The sequence below is a fragment of the Flavobacterium sp. CF108 genome (assembly GCF_900129795.1).
Lineage (GTDB): Bacteria > Bacteroidota > Bacteroidia > Flavobacteriales > Flavobacteriaceae > Flavobacterium.
The window spans coordinates 209,895-231,721 of the sequence record NZ_FQWW01000001.1; the positions used below are offsets into that span (position 1 = coordinate 209,895).

General features: G+C 32.8%; 21 protein-coding genes. 10 read left to right on the top strand and 11 right to left on the bottom strand.

Annotated features, from left to right (window positions below; all coding sequences use genetic code 11):
• Window positions 1-104: 104 nt before the first annotated feature.
• The 3 genes from tsaE to BUE10_RS00995 all read left to right on the top strand — a co-directional run bounded on the left by tsaE (window position 105) and on the right by BUE10_RS00995 (window position 2,298).
• Window positions 105-512, top strand: coding sequence for a tRNA (adenosine(37)-N6)-threonylcarbamoyltransferase complex ATPase subunit type 1 TsaE (gene tsaE, locus BUE10_RS00985; RefSeq protein ID WP_073481320.1), 408 nt, complete (start codon window positions 105-107; stop codon window positions 510-512).
• 163 nt (window positions 513-675) lie between these two features.
• Window positions 676-1,875, top strand: coding sequence for an alanine dehydrogenase (locus BUE10_RS00990; RefSeq protein WP_056209523.1), 1,200 nt, complete (start codon window positions 676-678; stop codon window positions 1,873-1,875).
• A gap of 36 nt (window positions 1,876-1,911) precedes the next feature.
• On the top strand, window positions 1,912-2,298 hold the full coding sequence (locus tag BUE10_RS00995) for a DUF4258 domain-containing protein (RefSeq protein WP_073481322.1): 387 nt from the start codon (window positions 1,912-1,914) through the stop codon (window positions 2,296-2,298).
• A 153-nt stretch (window positions 2,299-2,451) separates the two neighbouring features.
• Here BUE10_RS00995 and BUE10_RS01000 read toward each other — a convergent pair whose 3' ends face one another.
• A complete protein-coding gene (locus BUE10_RS01000) occupies window positions 2,452-3,117 on the bottom strand; it encodes a uracil-DNA glycosylase (protein ID WP_073481324.1) in 666 nt (221 codons plus the stop codon).
• Between the two features lie 135 nt (window positions 3,118-3,252).
• On the opposite strand from BUE10_RS01000, the gene BUE10_RS01005 reads away from it, so the two are divergent.
• The 3 genes from BUE10_RS01005 (at window position 3,253) to BUE10_RS01015 (ending at window position 6,631) form a co-directional block, all read left to right on the top strand.
• Window positions 3,253-5,418: an endonuclease MutS2 gene (locus tag BUE10_RS01005; protein WP_073481325.1), complete on the top strand. Its 2,166-nt coding sequence runs from the start codon at window positions 3,253-3,255 to the stop codon at window positions 5,416-5,418.
• A 353-nt stretch (window positions 5,419-5,771) separates the two neighbouring features.
• Complete coding sequence (locus BUE10_RS01010) at window positions 5,772-6,077, top strand: GIY-YIG nuclease family protein (RefSeq protein ID WP_073481327.1); 306 nt, start codon at window positions 5,772-5,774, stop codon at window positions 6,075-6,077.
• A 110-nt stretch (window positions 6,078-6,187) separates the two neighbouring features.
• A complete protein-coding gene (locus tag BUE10_RS01015) occupies window positions 6,188-6,631 on the top strand; it encodes a thiol-disulfide oxidoreductase DCC family protein (RefSeq protein ID WP_073481329.1) in 444 nt (147 codons plus the stop codon).
• 227 nt (window positions 6,632-6,858) lie between these two features.
• Here BUE10_RS01015 and ettA read toward each other — a convergent pair whose 3' ends face one another.
• From ettA to holA, 3 genes are all read right to left on the bottom strand, one after another.
• Entirely contained in the window at window positions 6,859-8,550 is a 1,692-nt protein-coding gene (gene ettA, locus BUE10_RS01020) for an energy-dependent translational throttle protein EttA (protein WP_073481331.1), read from the bottom strand.
• 80 nt (window positions 8,551-8,630) lie between these two features.
• Window positions 8,631-8,813: a CAL67264 family membrane protein gene (locus BUE10_RS01025; protein ID WP_056209547.1), complete on the bottom strand. Its 183-nt coding sequence runs from the start codon at window positions 8,811-8,813 to the stop codon at window positions 8,631-8,633.
• Between the two features lie 66 nt (window positions 8,814-8,879).
• Window positions 8,880-9,884, bottom strand: a complete 1,005-nt coding sequence (gene holA, locus BUE10_RS01030; protein ID WP_053471414.1) for a DNA polymerase III subunit delta — start codon at window positions 9,882-9,884, stop codon at window positions 8,880-8,882.
• A gap of 103 nt (window positions 9,885-9,987) precedes the next feature.
• On the opposite strand from holA, the gene BUE10_RS01035 reads away from it, so the two are divergent.
• The 3 genes from BUE10_RS01035 to BUE10_RS01045 are packed head-to-tail and all read left to right on the top strand — an operon-like array spanning window position 9,988 to window position 12,340.
• The gene (locus tag BUE10_RS01035) at window positions 9,988-10,440 is read left to right on the top strand and encodes a type I restriction enzyme HsdR N-terminal domain-containing protein (RefSeq protein ID WP_053471413.1); all 453 of its coding nucleotides are present in this window, start codon (window positions 9,988-9,990) and stop codon (window positions 10,438-10,440) included.
• A 12-nt stretch (window positions 10,441-10,452) separates the two neighbouring features.
• Complete coding sequence (locus tag BUE10_RS01040; RefSeq protein ID WP_073481334.1) at window positions 10,453-11,472, top strand: glycosyltransferase family 2 protein; 1,020 nt, start codon at window positions 10,453-10,455, stop codon at window positions 11,470-11,472.
• 34 nt (window positions 11,473-11,506) lie between these two features.
• Entirely contained in the window at window positions 11,507-12,340 is an 834-nt protein-coding gene (locus tag BUE10_RS01045) for an OmpA/MotB family protein (RefSeq protein WP_073481336.1), read from the top strand.
• A gap of 189 nt (window positions 12,341-12,529) precedes the next feature.
• On the opposite strand, the gene BUE10_RS01050 is transcribed toward BUE10_RS01045, so the two are convergent.
• The 4 genes from BUE10_RS01050 to BUE10_RS01060 form a co-directional block, all read right to left on the bottom strand.
• The gene (locus BUE10_RS01050) at window positions 12,530-13,150 is read right to left on the bottom strand and encodes an L-threonylcarbamoyladenylate synthase (RefSeq protein WP_073481338.1); all 621 of its coding nucleotides are present in this window, start codon (window positions 13,148-13,150) and stop codon (window positions 12,530-12,532) included.
• A 93-nt stretch (window positions 13,151-13,243) separates the two neighbouring features.
• Window positions 13,244-15,580, bottom strand: a complete 2,337-nt coding sequence (locus BUE10_RS01055; protein ID WP_073481340.1) for an ATP-dependent helicase — start codon at window positions 15,578-15,580, stop codon at window positions 13,244-13,246.
• Window positions 15,581-15,804: 224 nt separating this feature from the next.
• Window positions 15,805-15,963 carry a hypothetical protein gene (locus BUE10_RS23960; protein ID WP_159439045.1) on the bottom strand — a complete coding sequence of 53 codons (159 nt, stop codon included), beginning with the start codon at window positions 15,961-15,963 and terminating at the stop codon, window positions 15,805-15,807.
• A gap of 217 nt (window positions 15,964-16,180) precedes the next feature.
• Window positions 16,181-16,948, bottom strand: a complete 768-nt coding sequence (locus BUE10_RS01060) for a sulfite exporter TauE/SafE family protein (protein ID WP_073481342.1) — start codon at window positions 16,946-16,948, stop codon at window positions 16,181-16,183.
• Window positions 16,949-17,063: 115 nt separating this feature from the next.
• Here BUE10_RS01060 and BUE10_RS01065 point away from each other — a divergent pair, with 115 nt between their 5' ends.
• Complete coding sequence (locus BUE10_RS01065) at window positions 17,064-17,585, top strand: DUF7935 family protein (protein WP_053471407.1); 522 nt, start codon at window positions 17,064-17,066, stop codon at window positions 17,583-17,585.
• Between the two features lie 97 nt (window positions 17,586-17,682).
• On the opposite strand, the gene BUE10_RS01070 is transcribed toward BUE10_RS01065, so the two are convergent.
• The 3 genes from BUE10_RS01070 to BUE10_RS01080 form a co-directional block, all read right to left on the bottom strand.
• On the bottom strand, window positions 17,683-18,582 hold the full coding sequence (locus tag BUE10_RS01070; protein WP_073481344.1) for a patatin-like phospholipase family protein: 900 nt from the start codon (window positions 18,580-18,582) through the stop codon (window positions 17,683-17,685).
• Between the two features lie 101 nt (window positions 18,583-18,683).
• Window positions 18,684-20,744, bottom strand: a complete 2,061-nt coding sequence (locus BUE10_RS01075) for a M1 family metallopeptidase (RefSeq protein ID WP_073482972.1) — start codon at window positions 20,742-20,744, stop codon at window positions 18,684-18,686.
• Window positions 20,741-21,823, bottom strand: coding sequence for a transposase (locus tag BUE10_RS01080; RefSeq protein WP_073481346.1), 1,083 nt, complete (start codon window positions 21,821-21,823; stop codon window positions 20,741-20,743). Before BUE10_RS01080 ends, BUE10_RS01075 begins: the two co-directional genes overlap by 4 nt.
• Window positions 21,824-21,827: the final 4 nt, after the last annotated feature.

The window sequence follows — 21,827 nt, forward strand, 5'->3', positions numbered from 1 at the left end:
CGCCACGAATTTCACAAATTGACACTAATTTTTATTGAAATTGAAAAGAAAACAACTTCTAATTCGTGAAAATTTGTGAAATTCGTGGCTAAAAAAATATAAAAATGAATATCGTTTTTTCATTAGATCAAATTCAGGAAGTTGCACAGCAGATTTTAGATTCAAACCCTAAAAAAATTATTCTTTTTAATGGAGAAATGGGCGTTGGAAAAACTACTTTAATTAAGCAGTTATGCAAAAGTTTAGGAGTTCAGGATGCTACCAGCAGCCCGACTTTTTCTTTAGTAAATGAATATTATACTTCTAATAATCAAACCGTTTATCATTTTGATTTCTATAGATTAAATAAAGAAACCGAAGCACTCGATATGGGTGTTGACGATTATCTATACTCAGGAAACTGGTGTTTTATCGAATGGTCTGAAAAAATCGCGAATCTGCTTCCGGAAGAATATTCTACAATTAATATTGAATTATTGGCAGACGGAAAAAGAGAATTGAAATTAGCCTAAAAGCTTTGTGAACCTCTGTGAATTCTTTGCGAATCTTTGCGGTAAAAATTTGCGCAAAGAGAAACAAAAAATAACTTAACATTAGACTTTACTATTAGCAGAATTTTTGCACTAATTTTAAAACTTTTTACGTAATTTGTACCCTTAATATTTTGCACAATCCATGTCAATTACTTTAACTCCATTTACAAAACAACAATTGCTTCCGCAAGAAGAAAAACTTGAGGTTGGTCGTTTTAAAAGAGAACTTTTCATAGGAATTCCTAAGGAAACAAGCTATCAGGAACGTCGTATCTGTTTGACTCCCGATGCCGTAAATTCCCTTACTTATGAAGGTCATCGTGTTATGATTGAATCTGGAGCAGGAGAAAGTTCGAGTTATACCGATAAGGAATACTCAGATGCAGGTGCAGAAATTACAAAAGATACCAAAAGAGTTTTCGGTTGTCCGCTTCTATTAAAAGTAGAACCGCCAACATTAGCTGAAATTGAAATGATAAATCCCGAAACTACAATCATTTCGGCTATTCAATTGAAAACCAAAAAGAAAGCTTACTTCGAAGCTTTGGCACAAAAAAAAATAACAGCTTTAGCTTTTGAATATATTAAAGATGAAGACGGTTCTTATCCTGCCGTTAAATCGCTAAGCGAAATCGCAGGAACAGCTTCTATCCTTATTGCGGCCGAATTAATGATTACAGATGAATTTGGAAAAGGACTTTTATTCGGAAATATTACCGGTGTCCCTCCTACCGAAGTTGTAATTCTTGGAGCTGGAACGGTTGGTGAATTTGCTGCAAAAACAGCAATTGGATTAGGTGCAAACGTAAAAGTTTTTGATAATTCAATTACTAAATTACGTCGTTTACAAAATAATTTAAGCCAAAGAATTTTTACTTCTACCATTCAGCAAAAAGCTTTACTAAAAGCTTTAAGACGTTGTGATGTCGCAATTGGCGCGATGCGAGGCAAAGAAAGATGCCCAATTATAGTTACCGAAACTATGGTGGAACACATGAAAAAAGGTGCTGTTATTGTTGACGTAAGTATTGATACCGGAGGTTGTTTTGAAACTTCGGAAGTTACAACCCACGAAAAGCCAACGTTCATTAAAAACAATGTTTTACACTATTGTGTGCCAAATATACCTTCACGTTACTCCAAAACTGCCTCATTATCAATTAGTAACATTCTAACACCTTACCTGCATCAGATAGCCGAAGATGGTGGTTTAGAAAGTGCAATTCGATGCAATAAAGGACTTAAAAACGGAATTTATTTATATCATGGAATTCTAACAAATAAAGCTATTGGCGACTGGTTCGACCTGCCAGATAACGATATTAATTTACTTGTATTTTAAAGGAACTTTAATGTACCTTTGCCAAAATTTTATTTCATGAAGTTCGTACACCGTTTTGCATATTATTTGATTGGATTAATTATGGGATGCTTTTTTGTAGCCCTTGTATTTAGTGGTAAAGACACTCGCTGCAATTATTTTCCAAACGCCAGAGTTTTAAACAATCTAAGAACAAAATCCTTTGAATATTCAGATAAAGCAATTCAGACTTTAAATGAAAAATGGATTGATACTGCCGATATTAAAAGTACTTTAACATATGGCGATGTTGACTTTGACCAAAGTAATGTTCCGTACAAAAAAGGAAAACTTTATATTATTGAAGGAAAAACAGTAAAAAATCAAGAGATTATTCTAAAAGTAGTAAACTACGAAAACAAAGCTGTTTTAGACGAAATTATAAAGAAGCCTGTAGAAAAATAATCTCTGTTTTTGTCGTTTCGAGGAACGAGAAATCTTTTCGAGATGCTCAACAAAGATTGGACTTTCACTGCAGAGTTGCTTGCAGAGATTTCTCGTTCGAAATGATAAGATTGCAGAAAATTCGTGTAAATCTGTGAAATTAGTGTTTTAAATCTACCACTCAATTTCCTTAAGCCCTTTTGATTTTAAAAAAGCATTTGTCTGGCTGAAATGTTTATTTCCAAACCAAAATCCTCTATTGGCACTTAAAGGAGATGGATGTCCTGATTTTAAAATATGATGTTTAGAAGCATCGATCAAAGCTGCTTTCTTTTGAGCAAAACCGCCCCAAAGTAAAAAAACAACATTTTCAGATTCTGCAGAAATTTGTTTAATAACAGCGTCAGTAAATTTTTCCCAGCCTTTTCCCTGATGACTTCCAGCCTCAGATTGTCTAACTGTTAAAGTAGCATTTAAAAGAAAAACACCCTGGTCTGCCCAGCGTTCTAAATTTCCGGTTTTTGGAAGCGGCTTACCTAAATCGGTTTCGATTTCTTTGAAAATATTATGAAGAGATGGCGGAAACGGAATTCCATCATTTACAGAAAAGCACAAACCATTTGCCTGATTAGGTCCGTGATAAGGATCCTGACCAATAATAACCACTTTTACCTGATCGAAATGACAATGATCAAAAGCTGAAAAAATCTGGCTTCCTTTTGGATAACAAACCTTCGTTAAATATTCAGATTTTACAAAATCAATTAATTCATTGAAATAAGATTTTTCAAATTCTTCATTCAAAACCGGTTTCCAAGAAGAATGCATTTTTACGTCCATAATTTTTTTTTATGCGAATTTCAGAAATTTTTAAGTTAAATCATACTTTAACAAACAATAAAATAACACAATAACTTTACAGTATTCAATCATACTATTTTTGTATTTTTGCCTGTACTTTCTTAAAGAAATTAAATGATTAGTATTACCGAAAAAACATTACAAGATTTACAATTTCCAACAGTGCTCGAAACCATTTCGGCAGGCTGTAATACAGATATTGGAAAAGAAAAAGCTTTACAAATAACACCATTCAGAGATAAAGAAACACTAATGCAGTCTTTAATGCAGACTTCAGAATATGTTTCCTCTTTTGAAAATAATAATGCAATTCCAAATCATGGATTTGACGCTATAACGCACGAAATTAAATTTTTAGCAATCGAAGACAGCTTTCTTGAAGTAGGCAGTTTTAGAAAAATTGCGAATCTTTCTTCAACAACGAATTTTTTATTAAACTTCCTGAGAAAATTTGACGATTATTATCCTAACTTAAATGTAAGGGCTTCTCGTGTAGAATTAACAAAAGACATCATAACTCATATTGATGCAATTGTTGACAAATACGGAGAAATTAAAGACAATGCCTCGCCCGCACTTTTGAGTATTCGTCAGAATATGAATTTAGTTCGAGGAAAAGTGAACCAAAGTTTTGGTGTAGCTTTAACGCAATACAATGGCTTAGGATATTTAGACGATATCAAAGAAAGTTTCGTTCAAAACCGACGTGTTTTGGCAGTTCTTGCTATGTACAGACGTAAAGTAAAAGGCTCTATTTTAGGAAGTTCTAAAACTGGAAGCATTGCTTATATTGAACCCGAAGCCACTTTAAAATACTCCAGAGAATTAGCAAATCTTGAATACGAAGAGAAAGAAGAAATTACGAGAATTTTAAAGAATTTATCGAATATCATTCGTCCTTATTTACCTTTACTAATTGAATATCAAGACTTTTTAAGTGACATTGATGTCGTTGCCGGAAAAGCAAAATATGCAAACCGAATCAACGGAATTTTGCCGACAATTACAGAAGAAAGAAGATTATTTTTTAGAGAAGCGTATCATCCAATTTTGTATTTGAACAACAAACAAAAAAATGAAGTTACACATCCACAGACAATTGAGTTAAAACAAGAAAACAGAATTATTGTAATTTCTGGTCCAAATGCCGGAGGAAAAACAATTTCCTTAAAAACAGTTGGTTTGTTACAATTGATGCTGCAGTCCGGGATTTTAATTCCAGTTCACGAACGAAGTGAAACTTTCTTGTTTGATAGAATCTTAACGGATATTGGAGACAATCAATCTATTGAAAATCATTTAAGTACATACAGTTATCGTTTAAAAAACATGAATTATTTCTTGAAGAAATGCAACAAGAAAACCATGTTTTTAATTGATGAATTTGGTACCGGTTCTGATCCAGAATTGGGTGGAGCTTTGGCTGAAATTTTCCTGGAAGAATTTTACCATCGTGAAGCTTTCGGAATTATTACAACACATTATTCAAACTTAAAAATTCTGGCTAACGAATTGCCTTTTGCTACAAATGCAAACATGATGTTTGATGAAAAGTCTTTAGAACCAATGTACAAATTGGCTTTAGGACAAGCAGGAAGTTCGTTTACATTTGAGGTTGCACAAAAAAATGGAATTCCGTTTGGATTAATTAATCGTGCGAAAAAGAAAATCGAAGTTGGAAAAGTTCGTTTTGATAAAACCATTGCAACGCTTCAAAAAGAAAGATCGAAGCTTGAGAAAACTTCTCTTAATTTAAAAGAAGAAGAAACCCGCGCTCGTGAAGAAAGCAAAAAGATGGAAAACATCAATGTAAAAATCAAACAAAAACTGGAAAGCTATCAGGAATTATATGACAGTAATCAGAAAACAATTTACATTGGTCAAAAAATTGAAGATATCTCTGAAAAATATTTCAACAACAAAAACAAAAAAGAACTTATTGGTGAATTTTTGAAAATCGTTGAAATCGAAAATTCAAAACGTAAAAAAGCAACGCCAAAAGAAACTAAAGCAATTATAGAAAAGAAAAAAGAAGTTATTGCTGAAGTTACCGTTCAGGTTGAAGAAATTCGAAAAGAGAAAAAAGAAAAGAAACTTAAACCTGTTATCGAAAAACCAAAACCAATTTTAAAAGTTGGCGACCGAGTTAGAATGCTCGACGGAAGATCTGTTGGAAGTATTGACTCTATCGAAAAAAATAAAGCAACGGTTAATTACGGAATTTTTACTTCGAAAGTAAGTTTAGATGAATTGGAGTTTGTTGAAGCTGGGAAGAAATAATCTTTTTTTAGTTTTCAGTCGTAGTGGCAGTTTTCAGGATTAAAAATGTGAAAAATTAGGACAAAATTAAAATAAAGCGATTTAAGAAACGATCTTCAAAAAGACAATTACGAAGATGGAAAATTTTCAAAAATTGCTTAAAAATAACTTATGAAAGTTGTTTTTAATTTGTAAAATTTATCGATTTCAACATACCTATAAGTAAAACAAATAGAAATAAAAATCTTACAATTTAATTTTTATTTCTAGTTTTGTCATTGCGAGGTACGAAGCAACCACACTAAAATAAGCAAATACAAAGTTTATGATAATGAGATTGCTTCGTACCTCGTAAAGACTTAACAATAAAAATTATGAAACCAGGTTTTGTTTATATCATAACCAATAAATACCAAACCGTTGTCTACACCGGTGTAACATCAAATCTTCCACAAAGAATCTTAGAACATAAAAACAAAAAATATCCAAAATCATTCTCAGCTCGTTATGATGTAAATATTCTAGTTTACTATGAACAATTTCAATGGATTGAAGATGCTATAACAAGAGAAAAGCAAATTAAGGCTGGATCAAGAGAAATAAAAAATAATTTGATTCGTTCAATAAATCCAACCTGGAAAGATTTGTTTGAAGAAATTGAAGATATAATGATTGTGTAAAATACGAAAATGAAATACATCGTGAGATTGCTTCGTTCCTCGCAAAGACACACACGCAAGGTCATTGCGAGGAACGAAGCAACCACACTAAAAACAAGTAACTACTAAATATGAAAACCCAAAATGAGATTGCTTCGTACCTCGCAATGACTGTTGCTGGAAAAAAAATAATCCTCTTCGATGGCGTTTGCAATCTGTGCAACGGCGCAGTTCAATTTATTATCAAACATGACAAAAACGATATTTTTCGTTTTGCAGCCTTGCAGTCAGATTTGGGAAAAGAAATTTGTAATTATATAGGTGTCGATCAAACTAAAATTGACAGCATAATTTTGTATAATCCTGATGTTGCTTATTATTATAAATCTTCAGCAGTTATAGAAATTGCAAATGACTTAGGCGGATTTTACAGTTTACTTTCTGTTTTTAAAATTCTTCCTGAAAAACTTCGAAATTATATTTACGACTATATTGCCAAAAATCGTTACAAATGGTATGGCAAAAAAGAAAGCTGTATGATTCCTACTCCGGAATTGAAAGCTAAGTTTCTTTAAAATTGCCCACTGATTTTACTGATTAAACTGGTTTCTACAGTTTTTTATTCTCATTTTTGTCATGTTTGATAATAAACTGAACTGCGCCGTTGCAAAGATTGGAGAATTACGTTATGGAATTTCTAGTACGATTTCTCGTTCCGAAATGACATACTTTGTGTTAATAAAAAATCCCAAATTCACAACAATTGGAATTTGGGATTTTTTTATTGAAAATTTAGATTTAATTATCTAATCAATTTTCTGTATTTCAAACGTTTTGGAGTTAAGTCACCACCAAGACGTTTCTTTTTGTTTTCTTCATAATCAGAGAAACTTCCTTCGAAGAAATATACTTCAGAGTCACCTTCAAAAGCTAAGATGTGTGTACAAATTCTGTCTAAGAACCATCTGTCGTGAGAAATAATTACAGCACAACCTGCGAAATTCTCTAAACCTTCTTCAAGTGCACGAAGTGTGTTTACGTCTAAGTCATTCGTAGGCTCATCCAGTAAAAGTACGTTTCCTTCTTCTTTTAAAGTCATTGCTAAGTGTAAACGGTTACGTTCTCCACCAGACAACATTGAAACTTTTTTATTTTGTTCTCCACCGCCAAAATTGAAACGAGATAAGTAAGCTCTAGAATTAACTTGCTTTCCTCCCATCATAATTAATTCCTGACCGTCGGCAAAGTTTTCCCAAATAGATTTATTCGGATCTATATTAGAGTGTGACTGATCTACATAAGCGATCTTTACAGTTTCACCAACCGAAAATTCTCCGCTGTCAGTAGCTTGCTCTCCCATAATCATTTTAAAAATGGTAGATTTACCAGCACCGTTTGGTCCGATAATTCCAACAATACCTGCTTGTGGCAAAGTAAAGTTCAAGTTATCATATAATAATTTTTCACCAAAAGCTTTGGCTACATTTTTAGCTTCAATAACATTCGTACCTAAACGTGGACCATTCGGAATATAGATTTCCAAGTTTTCATCCAATTGTTTTTGGTCTTCATTTAATAATTTATCGTAATTCTGTAAACGTGCTTTTTGTTTAGTCTGACGCCCTTTTGCTCCTTGGCGAACCCATTCTAACTCACGTTCTAAAGTTTTTCTACGTTTTGAAGCTACTTTTTCTTCCTGAGCCATACGGCTTGATTTTTGGTCTAACCAAGAAGAATAATTCCCTTTCCAAGGAATTCCTTCTCCTCTATCCAACTCTAAAATCCAACCAGCAACATTATCAAGGAAATATCTATCGTGCGTTACAGCGATTACAGTTCCGGCATATTGTGCTAAGTGCTGCTCTAACCAAAGTACAGATTCAGCATCAAGGTGGTTGGTAGGCTCATCAAGTAACAATACATCAGGCTGTTGTAATAACAAACGACATAAAGCTACGCGACGACGCTCACCTCCAGAAAGGTTTTTAATAGGCGTATCACCTTCCGGCGTACGTAAAGCATCCATTGCAATTTCTAATTTGGTATCGATTTCCCAAGCACCAAGAGCGTCAATTTTATCTTGTAAAGCAGCCTGACGATCCATCAATTTATCCATTTTATCTGGATCTGAGTAATTCTCTTCAAGACCAAATAGATCATTAATTTGGTTGTATTCTTCCAGAACAGCCATAGTTTCAGCAGCTCCTTCACGTACAATTTCGATAACAGTTTTAGAATCATCAAGAATTGGCTCCTGCTCTAAATAACCTACGGTATAACCTGGTTGAAAAACCACATCTCCTTGATAATTTTTATCAACTCCTGCAATAATTTTTAAAAGAGAAGATTTTCCAGAACCGTTAAGACCTAAAATACCAATTTTAGCTCCGTAAAAGAAACTTAAATAAATGTTTTTAAGTACTGGTTTGTCTGCTCCCTGATAGGTTTTACTCAATTTTTGCATTGAGAAAATTACTTTCTTATCGTCTGACATTCTATTTATTTTTTATTTTAATTAATTATTTTTTATTGAATTTATATTGCAATTGATTTTTGCAATTGATATTGAAAAGATTAAACCCTACCTTTTAAAGCGTTAAAAACCCAAGCATTAGCAAAAAAACCAACACCTGCAGCCGCAAATCCCCAGCCAGAAACATCACTATATCTAAAAGCGCCAAGACCTATAAGCAACAATCCCATAAGTACCATTATAAAAGTAGCCCATCCTAAAACGGTATTTTTATTCATTCCCATAATTGTGTAATTATTATTTTAAGTAGTAAAATTTTTAGAAAGGCAAATATCGTGAATTTTCACGGCTTAATTAAATATTTTATACAGCATTTCTTTTAACAAATCTGATTGTGGTAAAGCATTGGCTCCTACACCTTTACTTTTTACATCAATATCTCTTAACGCTCCAACAATCTGACTGACTTTTCGCATTGGATAATTTTTTACAGCCAAATCGTATTCTTTTAAAAAATATGGATTTACTCCAATTGCCGCTGCCACGTTCTTTGGGTTCTTATCTTTAAGTCCGTGGTATTTTAAAAGCTGTACAAAAAATCCGAAAACTAAACCGGTTGTCATTACCAGCGGGTATTCCTTCGGATTATGAGCAAAATTTTCGGCTATCTTATAAGCTTTCAACTGATTGCGTTCACCAATTGCTTTTCGAAGTTCAAATACATTATAGTCTTTACTAAAGCCAATATTTTCCTCAATATGCTGCGGCGTAATCATTGTTCCTTGTGGTAAAATGATCTGCAGCTTTTCTAATTCATTATTTATTTTACTCAAATCAGTTCCCAAAAATTCAACAAGCATAGCGTTTGCTTTTGGATCAATGGTATATTTTTTTCCAGCCAAAACACGTTTGATCCAATCTCCAACCTGATTTTCGTATAGCTTTTTACTTTCGTAAACAATTCCTTTTTGCGCTAAAAGTTTGGTTACTTTTTTACGTTTATCGAGTGTTTTATATTTATAACAAAAAACCAAAACTGTAGATGGCATCGGATTATCAACATAAGATTCGATTTTATCAATTGTTCTGGACAAATCCTGTGCTTCTTTTACAATAACAACCTGACGATCAGCCATCATAGGATAACGTTTCGCTGTTGAAACAATATCTTCGATAGAAACATCCCTTCCGTATAAAACCGTTTGGTTAAATCCTTTTTCTTCTTCGGCCAGCACATTTTGTTCAATGTATTCAGACAGCTTATCTATATAATAAGGTTCTTCGCCCATTAAAAAATAAATAGGTTTTATATCTCCTGCCTTGATATCATTGACAATTTTTACAACTTCGTCCATTCAAATATTTTTGTTTCAAATTTCAGGTTTCAGGTTTGAGTTCCAAAACTTGAAACTTGAAACTTTAAACCTGAAACCTGAAACTATTTTATATTTTTGCTATATGTTAAAACTAAATTTCCCTACATATACTTTCCGATTCAAAAATAGCGAAAATAAAGTGTCTATTTTTGATGAAATCAGGAAAAAATTTATCATTCTTACTCCAGAAGAATGGGTTCGTCAGCATGTTGTTCATTATTTAATAAATGAAAAAAAATATCCAAAATCGCTGATCAACGTAGAGAAAGTTTTAACGGTCAACGGATTACGAAAAAGATATGATGTTGTGGTTTTTAATTCAGACGGTTCTATACATATATTAGTAGAGTGCAAAGCGCCTGAAGTAAAAATTTCACAAGCAACTTTTGATCAAATTGCCCGTTATAACATGACCATGAAGGCACGGTTTTTGAATGTCACGAATGGGTTAAGTCATTTTTACTGTCAAATGGACTTTGAAAATGAAAAATATCAGTTTTTACAAAACTTACCAGATTACCATATTAATAAATAAAACAGAACACTTTTGGATAAAATAGCAGTTGTCATTTTAAATTGGAACGGAGTTAAATTGTTAGAACAATTTTTACCATCTGTTTTACAATATTCAGAAGAAGCTACTATTTATGTAGCTGATAATGCATCAACGGATACTTCTGTAAATTTTGTTAGAGAAAATTATCCATCAATAAAAATTATTCAAAATAGCGGAAATCATGGCTTTGCAAAAGGTTATAATGATGCACTTCAAAGTGTAGATGCCGAGATTTATGCTTTAGTTAATTCTGATATTGAAGTTACCGAAAATTGGTTGAAACCTATTATTGAAACTTTCGATAAAGAAAAAGAAACTGCTATTATTCAGCCAAAAATCCTTGATTTTAAAAACAAAGAATATTTTGAATATGCCGGAGCAGCGGGCGGGTTTATTGATAAATATGGTTTTCCATTTTGCCGGGGCCGAATCTTTGATACTATTGAAAAAGACAATGGTCAATATGATGACAGCTGTCAACTTTTCTGGGCATCTGGCGCTTGTTTCTTTATTAGAAAAGAAGTCTATCATGCTTTAGAAGGTTTTGATGAAGCTTTTTTTGCACATCAGGAAGAAATTGATTTATGCTGGCGTGCCGCAAATGAAGGCAATATTATAAAATACAATTCAGAATCAGTTGTTTATCATGTTGGAGGGGCAACTTTACAACAGGGAAATCCTAAAAAAACCTATTTGAACTTTAGGAATTCATTATTAATGCTTGTAAAAAACCTTCCTAAAAAAGGATTGTTTTTTGTAATTTTCTTTCGAATGGTTTTAGATGGAATTGCGGGTATCCGTTTTCTTACACAAGGAAAGTTTGGACATACTTTTGCAATTTTAAAGGCGCATTTTTCATTTTATTGCCTATCTTTAAAATATCTAAACAAACGAAAAGATTTTCAAATACAGCAATACTATACCGTAAAAAGTATCGTTTTCCTTTATTATATAAAGAAATTAGAGGTTTTTAAAGAAATCTTTAACAGTAATCAAAATATTAAAAACTAAATTTGTAATCAACGTTTAATTAAATATAATACCTATGAGAAAAATAGTTATCGCACTATCAGTATTAATGGCCTTAACTTCGTGTGTATCTAAAAAGCAATATGCTGCATTAGAGGCTAAGCAAAAAGAGACACAAGATTTATTAAACTCTTGCACAGTTAAATTAAATTCTTGTCTGGAAGAAAAAGCAGGATTAGCAGCAACAGCTGAAAGCTATAAACAACATAATCAAGACTTAATTAACAGCTCTAAAGATTTAACAGTTTTAACTACAAAAGGAGCTGAAAACTTAGAAAAATCGTTAGAAAGTTTAAAAGAGAAAGATTTAAAAATATCTAGACTTCAAGATGCGCTTACTAAAAAAGACAGTGTAACATTAGCATTAGTTACAAGTTTAAAAGGTGCAGTTGGAATCAACGATCCAGATATCGAAATCAATGTTGAAAAAGGAGTTGTATTTATCTCTATCGCTGATAAATTATTATTTAAAAGCGGAAGCTACGATGTAAGTGACAAAGCAAAATCTGTTTTGGCTAAAGTTGCAAAAGTAGTAAACGACAAACCTGATTTTGAGTGTATGGTTGAAGGTCATACAGATGATGTTCCTTACAAAAGCAACGGAGTTTTGCTAGACAACTGGGATTTAAGTGTTAAACGTTCTACTTCTATCGTTCGTGTCTTAACAAATGATCTAGGAGTTAACCCAGCTAAATTAATTGCTGCTGGTAGAAGTTCATATGTGCCTTTAGTTGCAAATGATACTCCAGACAACAAAGCACGTAACAGAAGAACACGTATTGTTGTTATGCCTAAAATTGATCAATTCTACGATATGATCGAGAAAGAAATGAAAAAACAGGCAAAATAATTTTAAAGTAACATACTTTATATACAGAAAAGGCTGGTCAATTGACCAGCCTTTTTTTTGTATCCTTAATCTTTTTTAACAACCAATTAAAAGAAATTAAGGACAACATTGCTTTTATTAACTAACTAAATTTTAACTATACTAAAGTTAGTTATAATTTTTTAAGTTTTATGCTATTTAAGTTTTTTTTTACAAAATATCAATATCGCCTTTTCCTTCCCTTACAATTACTGGCTCATGCTCTGATAAATCAATAATTGTTGACGGAATATTATCTCCATAACCACCATCAATTACCATATCAACCAGATTCTGCCATTTTTCAAAAATCAATTCAGGATCTGTAGTATATTCAATTACGTCATCTTCATCACGAATAGAAGTCGAAACAATTGGATTTCCTAACTGACGAACAATTTCTAAAACAATATTATTATCCGGAACACGAATACCAACAGTAGTTTTCTTTTTAAACTCTTTTGGTAAATTATTGTTTCCCGGTAAAATAAAAGTATAAGGTCCAGGCAAAGCTCTTTTTAATATTTTAAAAGTCGAAGTATCAATTTGTCGCACGTAATCTGATAAATTACTCAAATCGTGGCAAATGAAAGAGAAGTTTGCTTTCTCTAATTTTACTCCTTTTATTTTCGCTACTTTTTCTAAAGCCCTCGAATTGGTAATATCACAACCTAAACCGTAAACAGTATCTGTTGGATAAATTACCAAACCACCATTTTGAAGCACTTTTACAACTTTTGCAATTGCAGCTTCACTAGGTTTATCTGGATATATTTTTATGAATTCAGCCATATAATTTTTGTTTCAAGTTTTTTATTGTTTCAGGTTTCAAGTTTGTGCGCTCCAATAACTTGAAACTTCAAACCTGAAACCTGAAACTTTTTTTTATCCTACAACATCTAATTTAGCAAATCTTAATAGAAGTTTTTTAATTCCTCCAACTTCAAATTTAATTTCGGCTTTTTTATCAGCTCCAACTCCTTCTAAATTAATCACTTCTCCTTTTCCGAAACGTTCGTGCATTACGACATTTCCAATTGTTAGTTTACTGTCAAACAAATTAGTATTAGAACTTTCTGGCGCATTTCCAGATACAGGTTTTAATTTTCGAATGTTTAAATCCGGTTTTGGATTATTATCTGTAATATGTTTTGGAGGCGTTCCTCCTACGGGTTTTGCTAATCGCAATTTTGATTTATCAATGTCTCCAAAAATATCGCCGTCAATTGGTGATTTATATCGGTAATTACTTTCTGACGGAGTTAGATATTCTAAATATTGCCCATCAATTTCTTCAATAAAACGTGATGGTTCACTATCTGTCAATTTACCCCAACGGTAACGAGACTGCGCATAAGTCAAATACGCCTGATGTTCTGCACGAGTTAAAGCTACATAAAATAAACGACGTTCTTCTTCTAATTCACTTCTGGTACTCATACTCATCGCACTCGGAAACAAATCTTCTTCCATTCCCACTACAAAAACATGAGGAAATTCTAGTCCTTTTGCTAAGTGAATCGTCATTAATGCAACACGATCTTCATCATTGGTATCTTTATCTAAATCAGTTGCAAGTGCCACATCTTCCATAAATTCAGATAAAGCTCCTCTTGCACCATCAATTTCTTTTTGTCCTTCTGTAAAATCTTTAATACCGTTTAAAAGTTCTTCGATATTTTGAATTTTCGCCATTCCTTCCGGAGTCGCATCTTTCTTTAATTCCTGAACCAAACCAGTTTTCTTCGCAACATGATCTGTAATATAAAAAGCATCCTGATTTTGATCAATAACCTGAAAACTCTGAATCATCGTTACAAAATCTTTCAATTTGTTTTTTGTTCCGGCATTCAGTTTCAAGTCAATTTTATCAATATTTACCATTACTTCCCAAATCGAACGTTTGTAATGATTGGCTGCAATAGTAAGTTTTTCGACCGTTGTATCTCCAATTCCACGCGCCGGATAATTGATTACACGAATCAACGCTTCTTCATCTTTTGGGTTAATTACTAAACGTAAATAACACAAAACATCTTTAATTTCCTTACGCTGATAGAATGATAATCCACCATAAATTCTATATGGAATATCACGCTTTCTCAACGCATCCTCCATCGCACGCGACTGAGCATTGGTACGATACAAAATCGCAAAAGATCCATTATGCAATTGATTCTGCATTTTCTGTTCAAAAATCGTACTGGCTACAAAACGCCCTTCTTCGGCATCTGTTAAACTTCGATGGACTTTAATTCTTGGACCAAAATCATTTGCAGTCCAAACTACTTTATCTAGTTTGGTTTTATTATGCTCCATTATAGTGTTTGCTGCTTCCACAATATTTCGGGTCGAACGGTAATTCTGCTCTAAACGATACATTACTACACCTTCATAATCCTTTTGAAAATTCAGGATATTATTGATATTCGCCCCACGGAAAGCATAAATACTCTGTGCATCATCTCCAACCACACAAATATTCTGAAATCTGTCAGACAAAGCCCTAACAATCAAATATTGAGAGTGGTTTGTATCCTGGTACTCATCAACCAAAATATAACGGAAACGATCCTGATATTTTGCTAAAACCTCTGGAAAACGAGTCAGTAACTCATTTGTTTTCAACAACAAATCATCAAAATCCATTGCTCCGGCTTTAAAACAGCGTTCTACATACTGCTGATAAATTTCTCCTAATCTCGGTCTTTTTGCCATAGCATCTGCTTCGACTAATTCCGGATTATTGAAATAGGCTTTTACTGTAATTAAGCTGTTTTTATAACTAGATATACGGCCTAAAATTTGTTTTGGTTTGTAGATATCACGATCCAGCTGCATTTCTTTAATAATAGAAGAAATCAGTCTGGCCGAATCCTGAGAATCGTAAATTGTGAAATTTGATGGATAACCTAAATGATCTGATTCTGAACGAAGAATACGGGCAAAAATAGAGTGAAAAGTTCCCATCCAAAGGTTTTTTGCCTCAGATGCTCCCACAATATCCGAAATCCTGTGCTTCATTTCACGGGCTGCTTTATTGGTAAAAGTCAGCGATAAAATGTTGAATGCATCAACACCCTGAGCCATCAAATAAGCAATTCTAATTGTTAAAACACGGGTTTTCCCCGAACCTGCACCAGCAATAATAATCATTGGCCCGTCTTTTTGTAAAACAGGCGCTCTCTGTGCTTCGTTGAGCTGGTCAATATATTTCTGCATGTAATTTTTCTCCTTTATGCAAAAATAAGAATTATAGTTTTAATAAGCTACTAAGATATTGAGGTTCTAAGTTGCTAAGTTTTTTATTTTTGGAAGCCAAAGAATAGGCATTTTATTAAACATGGTTTCCCGCTTTCGGCTATATCTCTTCGTTTCACTACGAGAATACCGCCTCTATCGGGGCTAGGTTTAAACAATTGGTTTTCTTTAAATATTTTGAAAAACTAGATATTATAAATCATTCGTAATTTTTCTTTAAAATCTGAATAGGAAATAAGTCTACCAGCTTTTATATCATCCTCACTTTTTTGAAGTTCTTGAATAATCGTGTTATCTGGAAAATCTTTAAAAGAATCTTCCAAATTTTCTATAATTTCATCCATTATTATATCTTTTTAGTTTTAATTATTTTCCAAATCCAATTATTATGCTACATATTACTATGCTGCATAAATTTAAATAGTCGTTGGTTTTAACCAACGGTTTTTTGAAATTAGAAAACAAGGCTTTAGCCAAACTTTATTTATTTTGGCTAAAGCCTTGTTCGTGTTATAAACTTAACCGTTGGTTAAAACCAACGGCTATTAAACATTAGCATCTTTATTTATAAAATACATCGTAAGCAAAGCGAATCAAAGTTCCCACAACAACAATCAAAAAGAAAATTCTAATAAAACCATTTCCTTTATTAATTGCGAGTTTTGCACCAAGCCAGCCGCCAAGTCCGTTACTTACTGCCATCGGAATTGCGATTGACCAGATGATTTTCCCTTTTATCATAAACAAACAGATCGAACCAAAATTTGTTGCCAGATTTACCATTTTAGCATTCGCGGAAGCGTGCAAAAAATCAAAACCTAAAAGCGCAATAAAAGCAACCACAAAAAAACTTCCTGTTCCGGGTCCAATAAATCCGTCGTAAAAGCCAACAATTATACTAATGACAACTGCATAAATTATTTGTGTTGCTGCCGAATGATCTTTGGCAACATGCTGTCCGAAGTTTTTCTTTGCGTACGTATATATAAACAACAGTGACAAAACGACAAGCAAAAGTGGTTTCATAAAATCATTGCTTACCAAGGTCAAAATAGTAGAACCCAAAAATGCTGACGGAACTGCTAAACACATCATAATCAAAAGCAATTTCCATTGAATAACTACCTTTTTCAGATATTGAAAAGCGGCAAAAGCTGTCCCGCTGAAAGCTGGAATTTTTAACGTTCCAATTACTGTTGAAACCGGCAGATTTGGCAATAAAATTAACCCCATTGGTGTTTGGATAAGCCCGCCGCCGCCCACTATTGCATCAATAAATCCTGCTGCAAAAGCTGCCAGGCAAAGAAAAAGTATTATGTATGAATCCATTAAAAGTGTATTAAAAAACAAGTTGCAAAAGTAAGTTTTACGATTTGTTTATTCGTGTAAATTTAAAGTGGATTTCTCGTCAAAAAGTATATTTTTGCTAAAAAAATTTACCCAAATGGATTTTACAAGAATTATAGAATTAGCAAGTTATACTTTACCTGCAATTGTTACCGGATTTGTAGCCTACAGTTTTTTTGAACTGCATATTAAAAACAATGATAAAAAGCGTGCTTTTTTGTTAAACAGACAAGCTCATAAAGAATCACTTCCAATACGTTTACAAGCTTACGAACGTATGACGTTATTTTTAGAGCGTATCAATTTGACAAAATTATTAATCAGAATCACTCCAATTTCTCACGATAAACATGATTACGAAAACTTTGTAATCGACCAAATCGAACAAGAATTTGAACACAATTTAACGCAGCAAATTTATATGTCTGATGAATGTTGGACAATAATTACAACTGCTAAAAACTCAACAATTCAAATGATTCGTAAAGCTGCCATGAGCGACCGTGTTGACAGTGCAGATAAACTTCGTGAAGTCATTTTGAATGAACTTTTAGAAAAACAATCTCCAAGTAATGCTGCTTTAGGGTATATTAAAAACGAAGTTGCTGAACTTTGGTAAAATAATATTTTAGATTGTTGATTTTAGATTTTAGATTTTTTAAGAATGAATAAAAAATCCCAACAACAATCTAAAATCTAAAATCTGCAATCTAAAATCACCTATTGTCACTCATAACCTCAGACTTATTCTGAGCATATTCGTAACCTTGCTTCCACCATTCTTTCATTATTTCTTTGTTGAAAATTAACGCATTATCTGTCAATTTGGTTGGAGTGTAATATAAATTAAGTTTTACATCTTTAGTGTTTGCCATAAGTTTTCCTATAGCAATATCATGTTTTTCAACCTGATCTAAGGCAATTCGGAACAAATCAATCATTAACGAAAATGGATTTTTACCAATAACCATTTTGCTTGTATTGACTTCAGTTTCTAAAATGATAACATCAATTTCTGTTGCACCGCGATTAATAGCTTCACGAATTGGAACCAAACTTGAAAATCCGCCATCGCCATATTCGTAATTGTTTTTTGAAACCAAACTCATAAACGGAACATAATTACTCGAGATCCAAGACCATTCGCAAAACTCTTCATAACTACAGTCTTTCACTGATTTATATTCTGATTCGTTTTTGGTGAAATTGGTGACCGTAATAATTACGTCATTATTCATTTTTTTAAGATTATTAAAATCAGAGATAGAAAAGTTATTCTGGATATATTTCTTTAAACCTTTGCTTTCGCCAAAAGTTCTCTTTCCTTTAAAAAACTGACGAAGTACATTAAAGTGATTAATCGTCACGATATCTACTCCTTCTTTTACTTTTACTACAAATGGGCAGATATTAAAAATACTTGACATTGTAACATTTGTATAAACGGAATGTATTTTTTTGATATGACCGAGAGCTAAATGCGGAATAAGTAAACTTCCTGTAGATGTTCCTATAAATAAATCGTATTCATGATGCTTTTCTTCTATTAAATACTGTGCAACTCCTCCGGCAAAGGCGCCTTTACTTCCACCGCCAGAAATAACTAATGCTCTCATAAAATATAAAGTAGGTTTTGTTTTTGGTTAGAAAATAGAGGAAAGAAAATAGAATATAGACTTACTTACAAATCTATTTTCTTTCTTCTATTCTCTGTTTTCTATTCTTTCAATAAACGATTCAATTGGAACTGTTCATCGGGGGTCAAATTAGGTAAAATTCTATTAAATGAAGCACGCATTTCTGAATTTTTTAATAAAATCCTGATTGAATCTCTTCCAAATTTTGAAAACTGCCACATATGGTGCGTTGCAGCGTTAACTAAATTGGTTAAAACATCATCGTTAATAAATTTAAAAGCAATTAATTTTTCTAATGCATTCTGGCGTGTAGTCGCTTCATATTTTGTTGTAGAAAAAGCAACTAATTCATTTATTAATTCCTCATAATTACTGCTGTAATCCGGAGTCGATAACGCTAGCGAAAGCCATAATATACGAAGGTTATAATCATTAAAACCAATCCAGTTTTTCGATTTATCAAGATATTCTTTTCTATGAGTTGGGAAGTTATTCCATAAATAAAACAATGCAGCTTCCTGTGTTTGATAGGATCTATCGTCGAGCAGCGTTTCATATTCTGTTCTAAAATCTTCCGGTATTTTTGATAAAGTTTCTGCTAAAGTCTGGCGCAGCTGAACATTATTTTGATGCAAAGCTTTTAATAATAACTCTTTTTTATCTTCGTATTTTTCAGTTTGCAATTGCGAAATAATGGCTTCTTTTACTGAATGATGAATATCTGAATCCATAGTTTTATTGAAGAAATCAACCTTCTCTTTTAAAGGTGTTTTCTTTAATTTATCCACTTCTAAGCGCACTTTTATTGCATTGTTTTTACTCAATAAAGCATTGGCTGTCGGCGTATCAAAAGCTGTAGATTCCAGCCAGGTTTTTTGAAACTGAACCAAATCAAAATTGGAAACTTTTTTAATTTCATCAAAGAAATTATCTGTGTTTACATTCTTGAAAGCATATTTATTCAAATAACTTTTTACCGCTTTTTTAAAGACTTTGTCGCCAATAGATTCATGCAAAACGAAAAGCGCCCACGCTCCTTTTTCATAAAAAGTAAGCGAACTGGCTTTTCCATTTAAAACCGGAATGGTATCTGTTCTTGATGCATATTTTATCTGCTGTGCCGTATCATATAATTTGGCATAAAAATAATCATCTCCAAAAATATTTCTTTCAGCCAATAATGCATAATAAGTTGCAAAACCTTCCTGAAGCCAATGATGTGTACTGCTTTCGGCAGTAATTAAATCCCCAAACCAATGATGCGCCAATTCATGGGCATCAACATTAGTATAATTCCGATCTGTAAAACCAATATCATCCACTACATAACGTGTCGTAAAAAGTGTAGTTGTTGTATTTTCCATTCCGCCATATAAAAAATCCCGAACCGGAATCTGCCTGAAAACTTTCCACGGATATTTTACTCCAATTTCTTTTTCCAGAAAATCAAAAATTCGCTTTGAATAACGGTATGTTGGTTCAAAACGTGATTCATCTTTATTTTCAATATAATATTCTAACGGAATTTTAGATTTAGATGTAAATTGTTTTTTATCATATTTTCCAATAGAAAGCACTAATAAATAAGAGCTCATTGGGTTTTCCATTTGGTATTGCCAATGCACCAGATTATCTTTCTCCGTTTTGCTTTTTAAAACTCCATTTGAAACTACCTTATATTCTTTTTTATAAGTTATTCCGAGATTAAAAATTACTTTTTCATTCACATCATCAAAACTTGGAAACCAATTACTGGTGTATCTTCCCTGCCCTTGTGTCCAGATTTGAATATCGTCATTTTCAATATTTACAAAATATAAGGCTTGTTTTGGTTTTACGTTGTAACTGAAAGTCAAATGATTTTTTCCTTTCTGAAAATTATTGATGATTTGTAATTCTTTGTTTGTATTAATAAATTTTACATCTTTTCCATCGATTTGGACATTCGTAAACTGCATGTTTTTGGCATCGATTTTTATGGTGTCGATAGGCTGCAAAACCTCAAAATTATAATCTACTTGTCCGTAAATTATTTTTTGAGAATCAACGATATTTAATTGTCCCGAAACCGATTTAAAATCAACATATTTGGTTTGCTGTGCAAAAATAAAAGTGGTTATAAAAAGAAAAATGTATTTCATTGCAATTGTGAATTTATAGAATCCGTCTCCCAAGATATTGGATTATTTTTAATATAATCATAAATTGTTTCAAATGTTTTGTAATTTCTAACAATATGATCGTGATAATTTTGCTGCCAAATCGTTTCAAAACCATTGATTTGTTTTGTTGTAATCGATTTAAAAACAGCAACAAATGACGATATGGAATTTGGTTTACGAGAGAATGTCTGCAAAGATTGGTTTTGTAGAGGCGCACAGCAGTGCGTCTCCGCAAAGTGTGTCGACATAGATTGCGTTTCATTCTTTGTGGATGTGTCGAACGTAGACGCACTGCTGTGCGTCTCTACAATACGCGACGTTGTAATCTGCGACGTTTTGATTTGCGACGTTTCAATCTGCGTGTTTAAATTTGATTCATTTGATAATTCCGGCAACGATTGGTTCTGTAGAGGCGCACAGCAGTGCGTCTCCGCAAAGTTTGTCGACATAGATTGCGTTTCATTCTTTGTGGATATGCCGGGCTTAGACGCACTGCAGTGCGTCTCTACAATACGCGACGTTGTAATCTGCGACGTTTTGATTTGTGATGTTTTGATTTGTGATGTTTCAATCTGCGTGTTTAAATTTGATTCATTTGATAATTCCGGCAACGATTGGTTCTGTAGAGGCGCACAGCAGTGCGTCTCCGCAAAGTGTGTCGACATAGATTGCGTTTCATTTTTTGTGGATGTGTCGGACGTAGACGCACTGCTGTGCGTCTCTACAATATGCGACGTTTTGATTTGCGACGTTTCAATATCTGACGTTTCAATCCGTGTTTCTTTATTTTCTTGAATTTCAATCAACAAATGAATATGATTTGGCATGACAATCCAATTATGGAAAAACCAATTTTTACGAATCTTTATCGATTTCAAAAGTTCATTTTCCACAATCTTCCCATTTTCATTTAAAATCATTTTTCCATCTTCGACAGATCCAAAAATGCATTCTCTATCTTTTGTAACCATCGTAATGAAATAAACTGCTTCACATGAGTAATCCCAATTTTTCAATCGATTGGAATCAATTTTTAATTTGTCCTTATATAATGTCATAAAT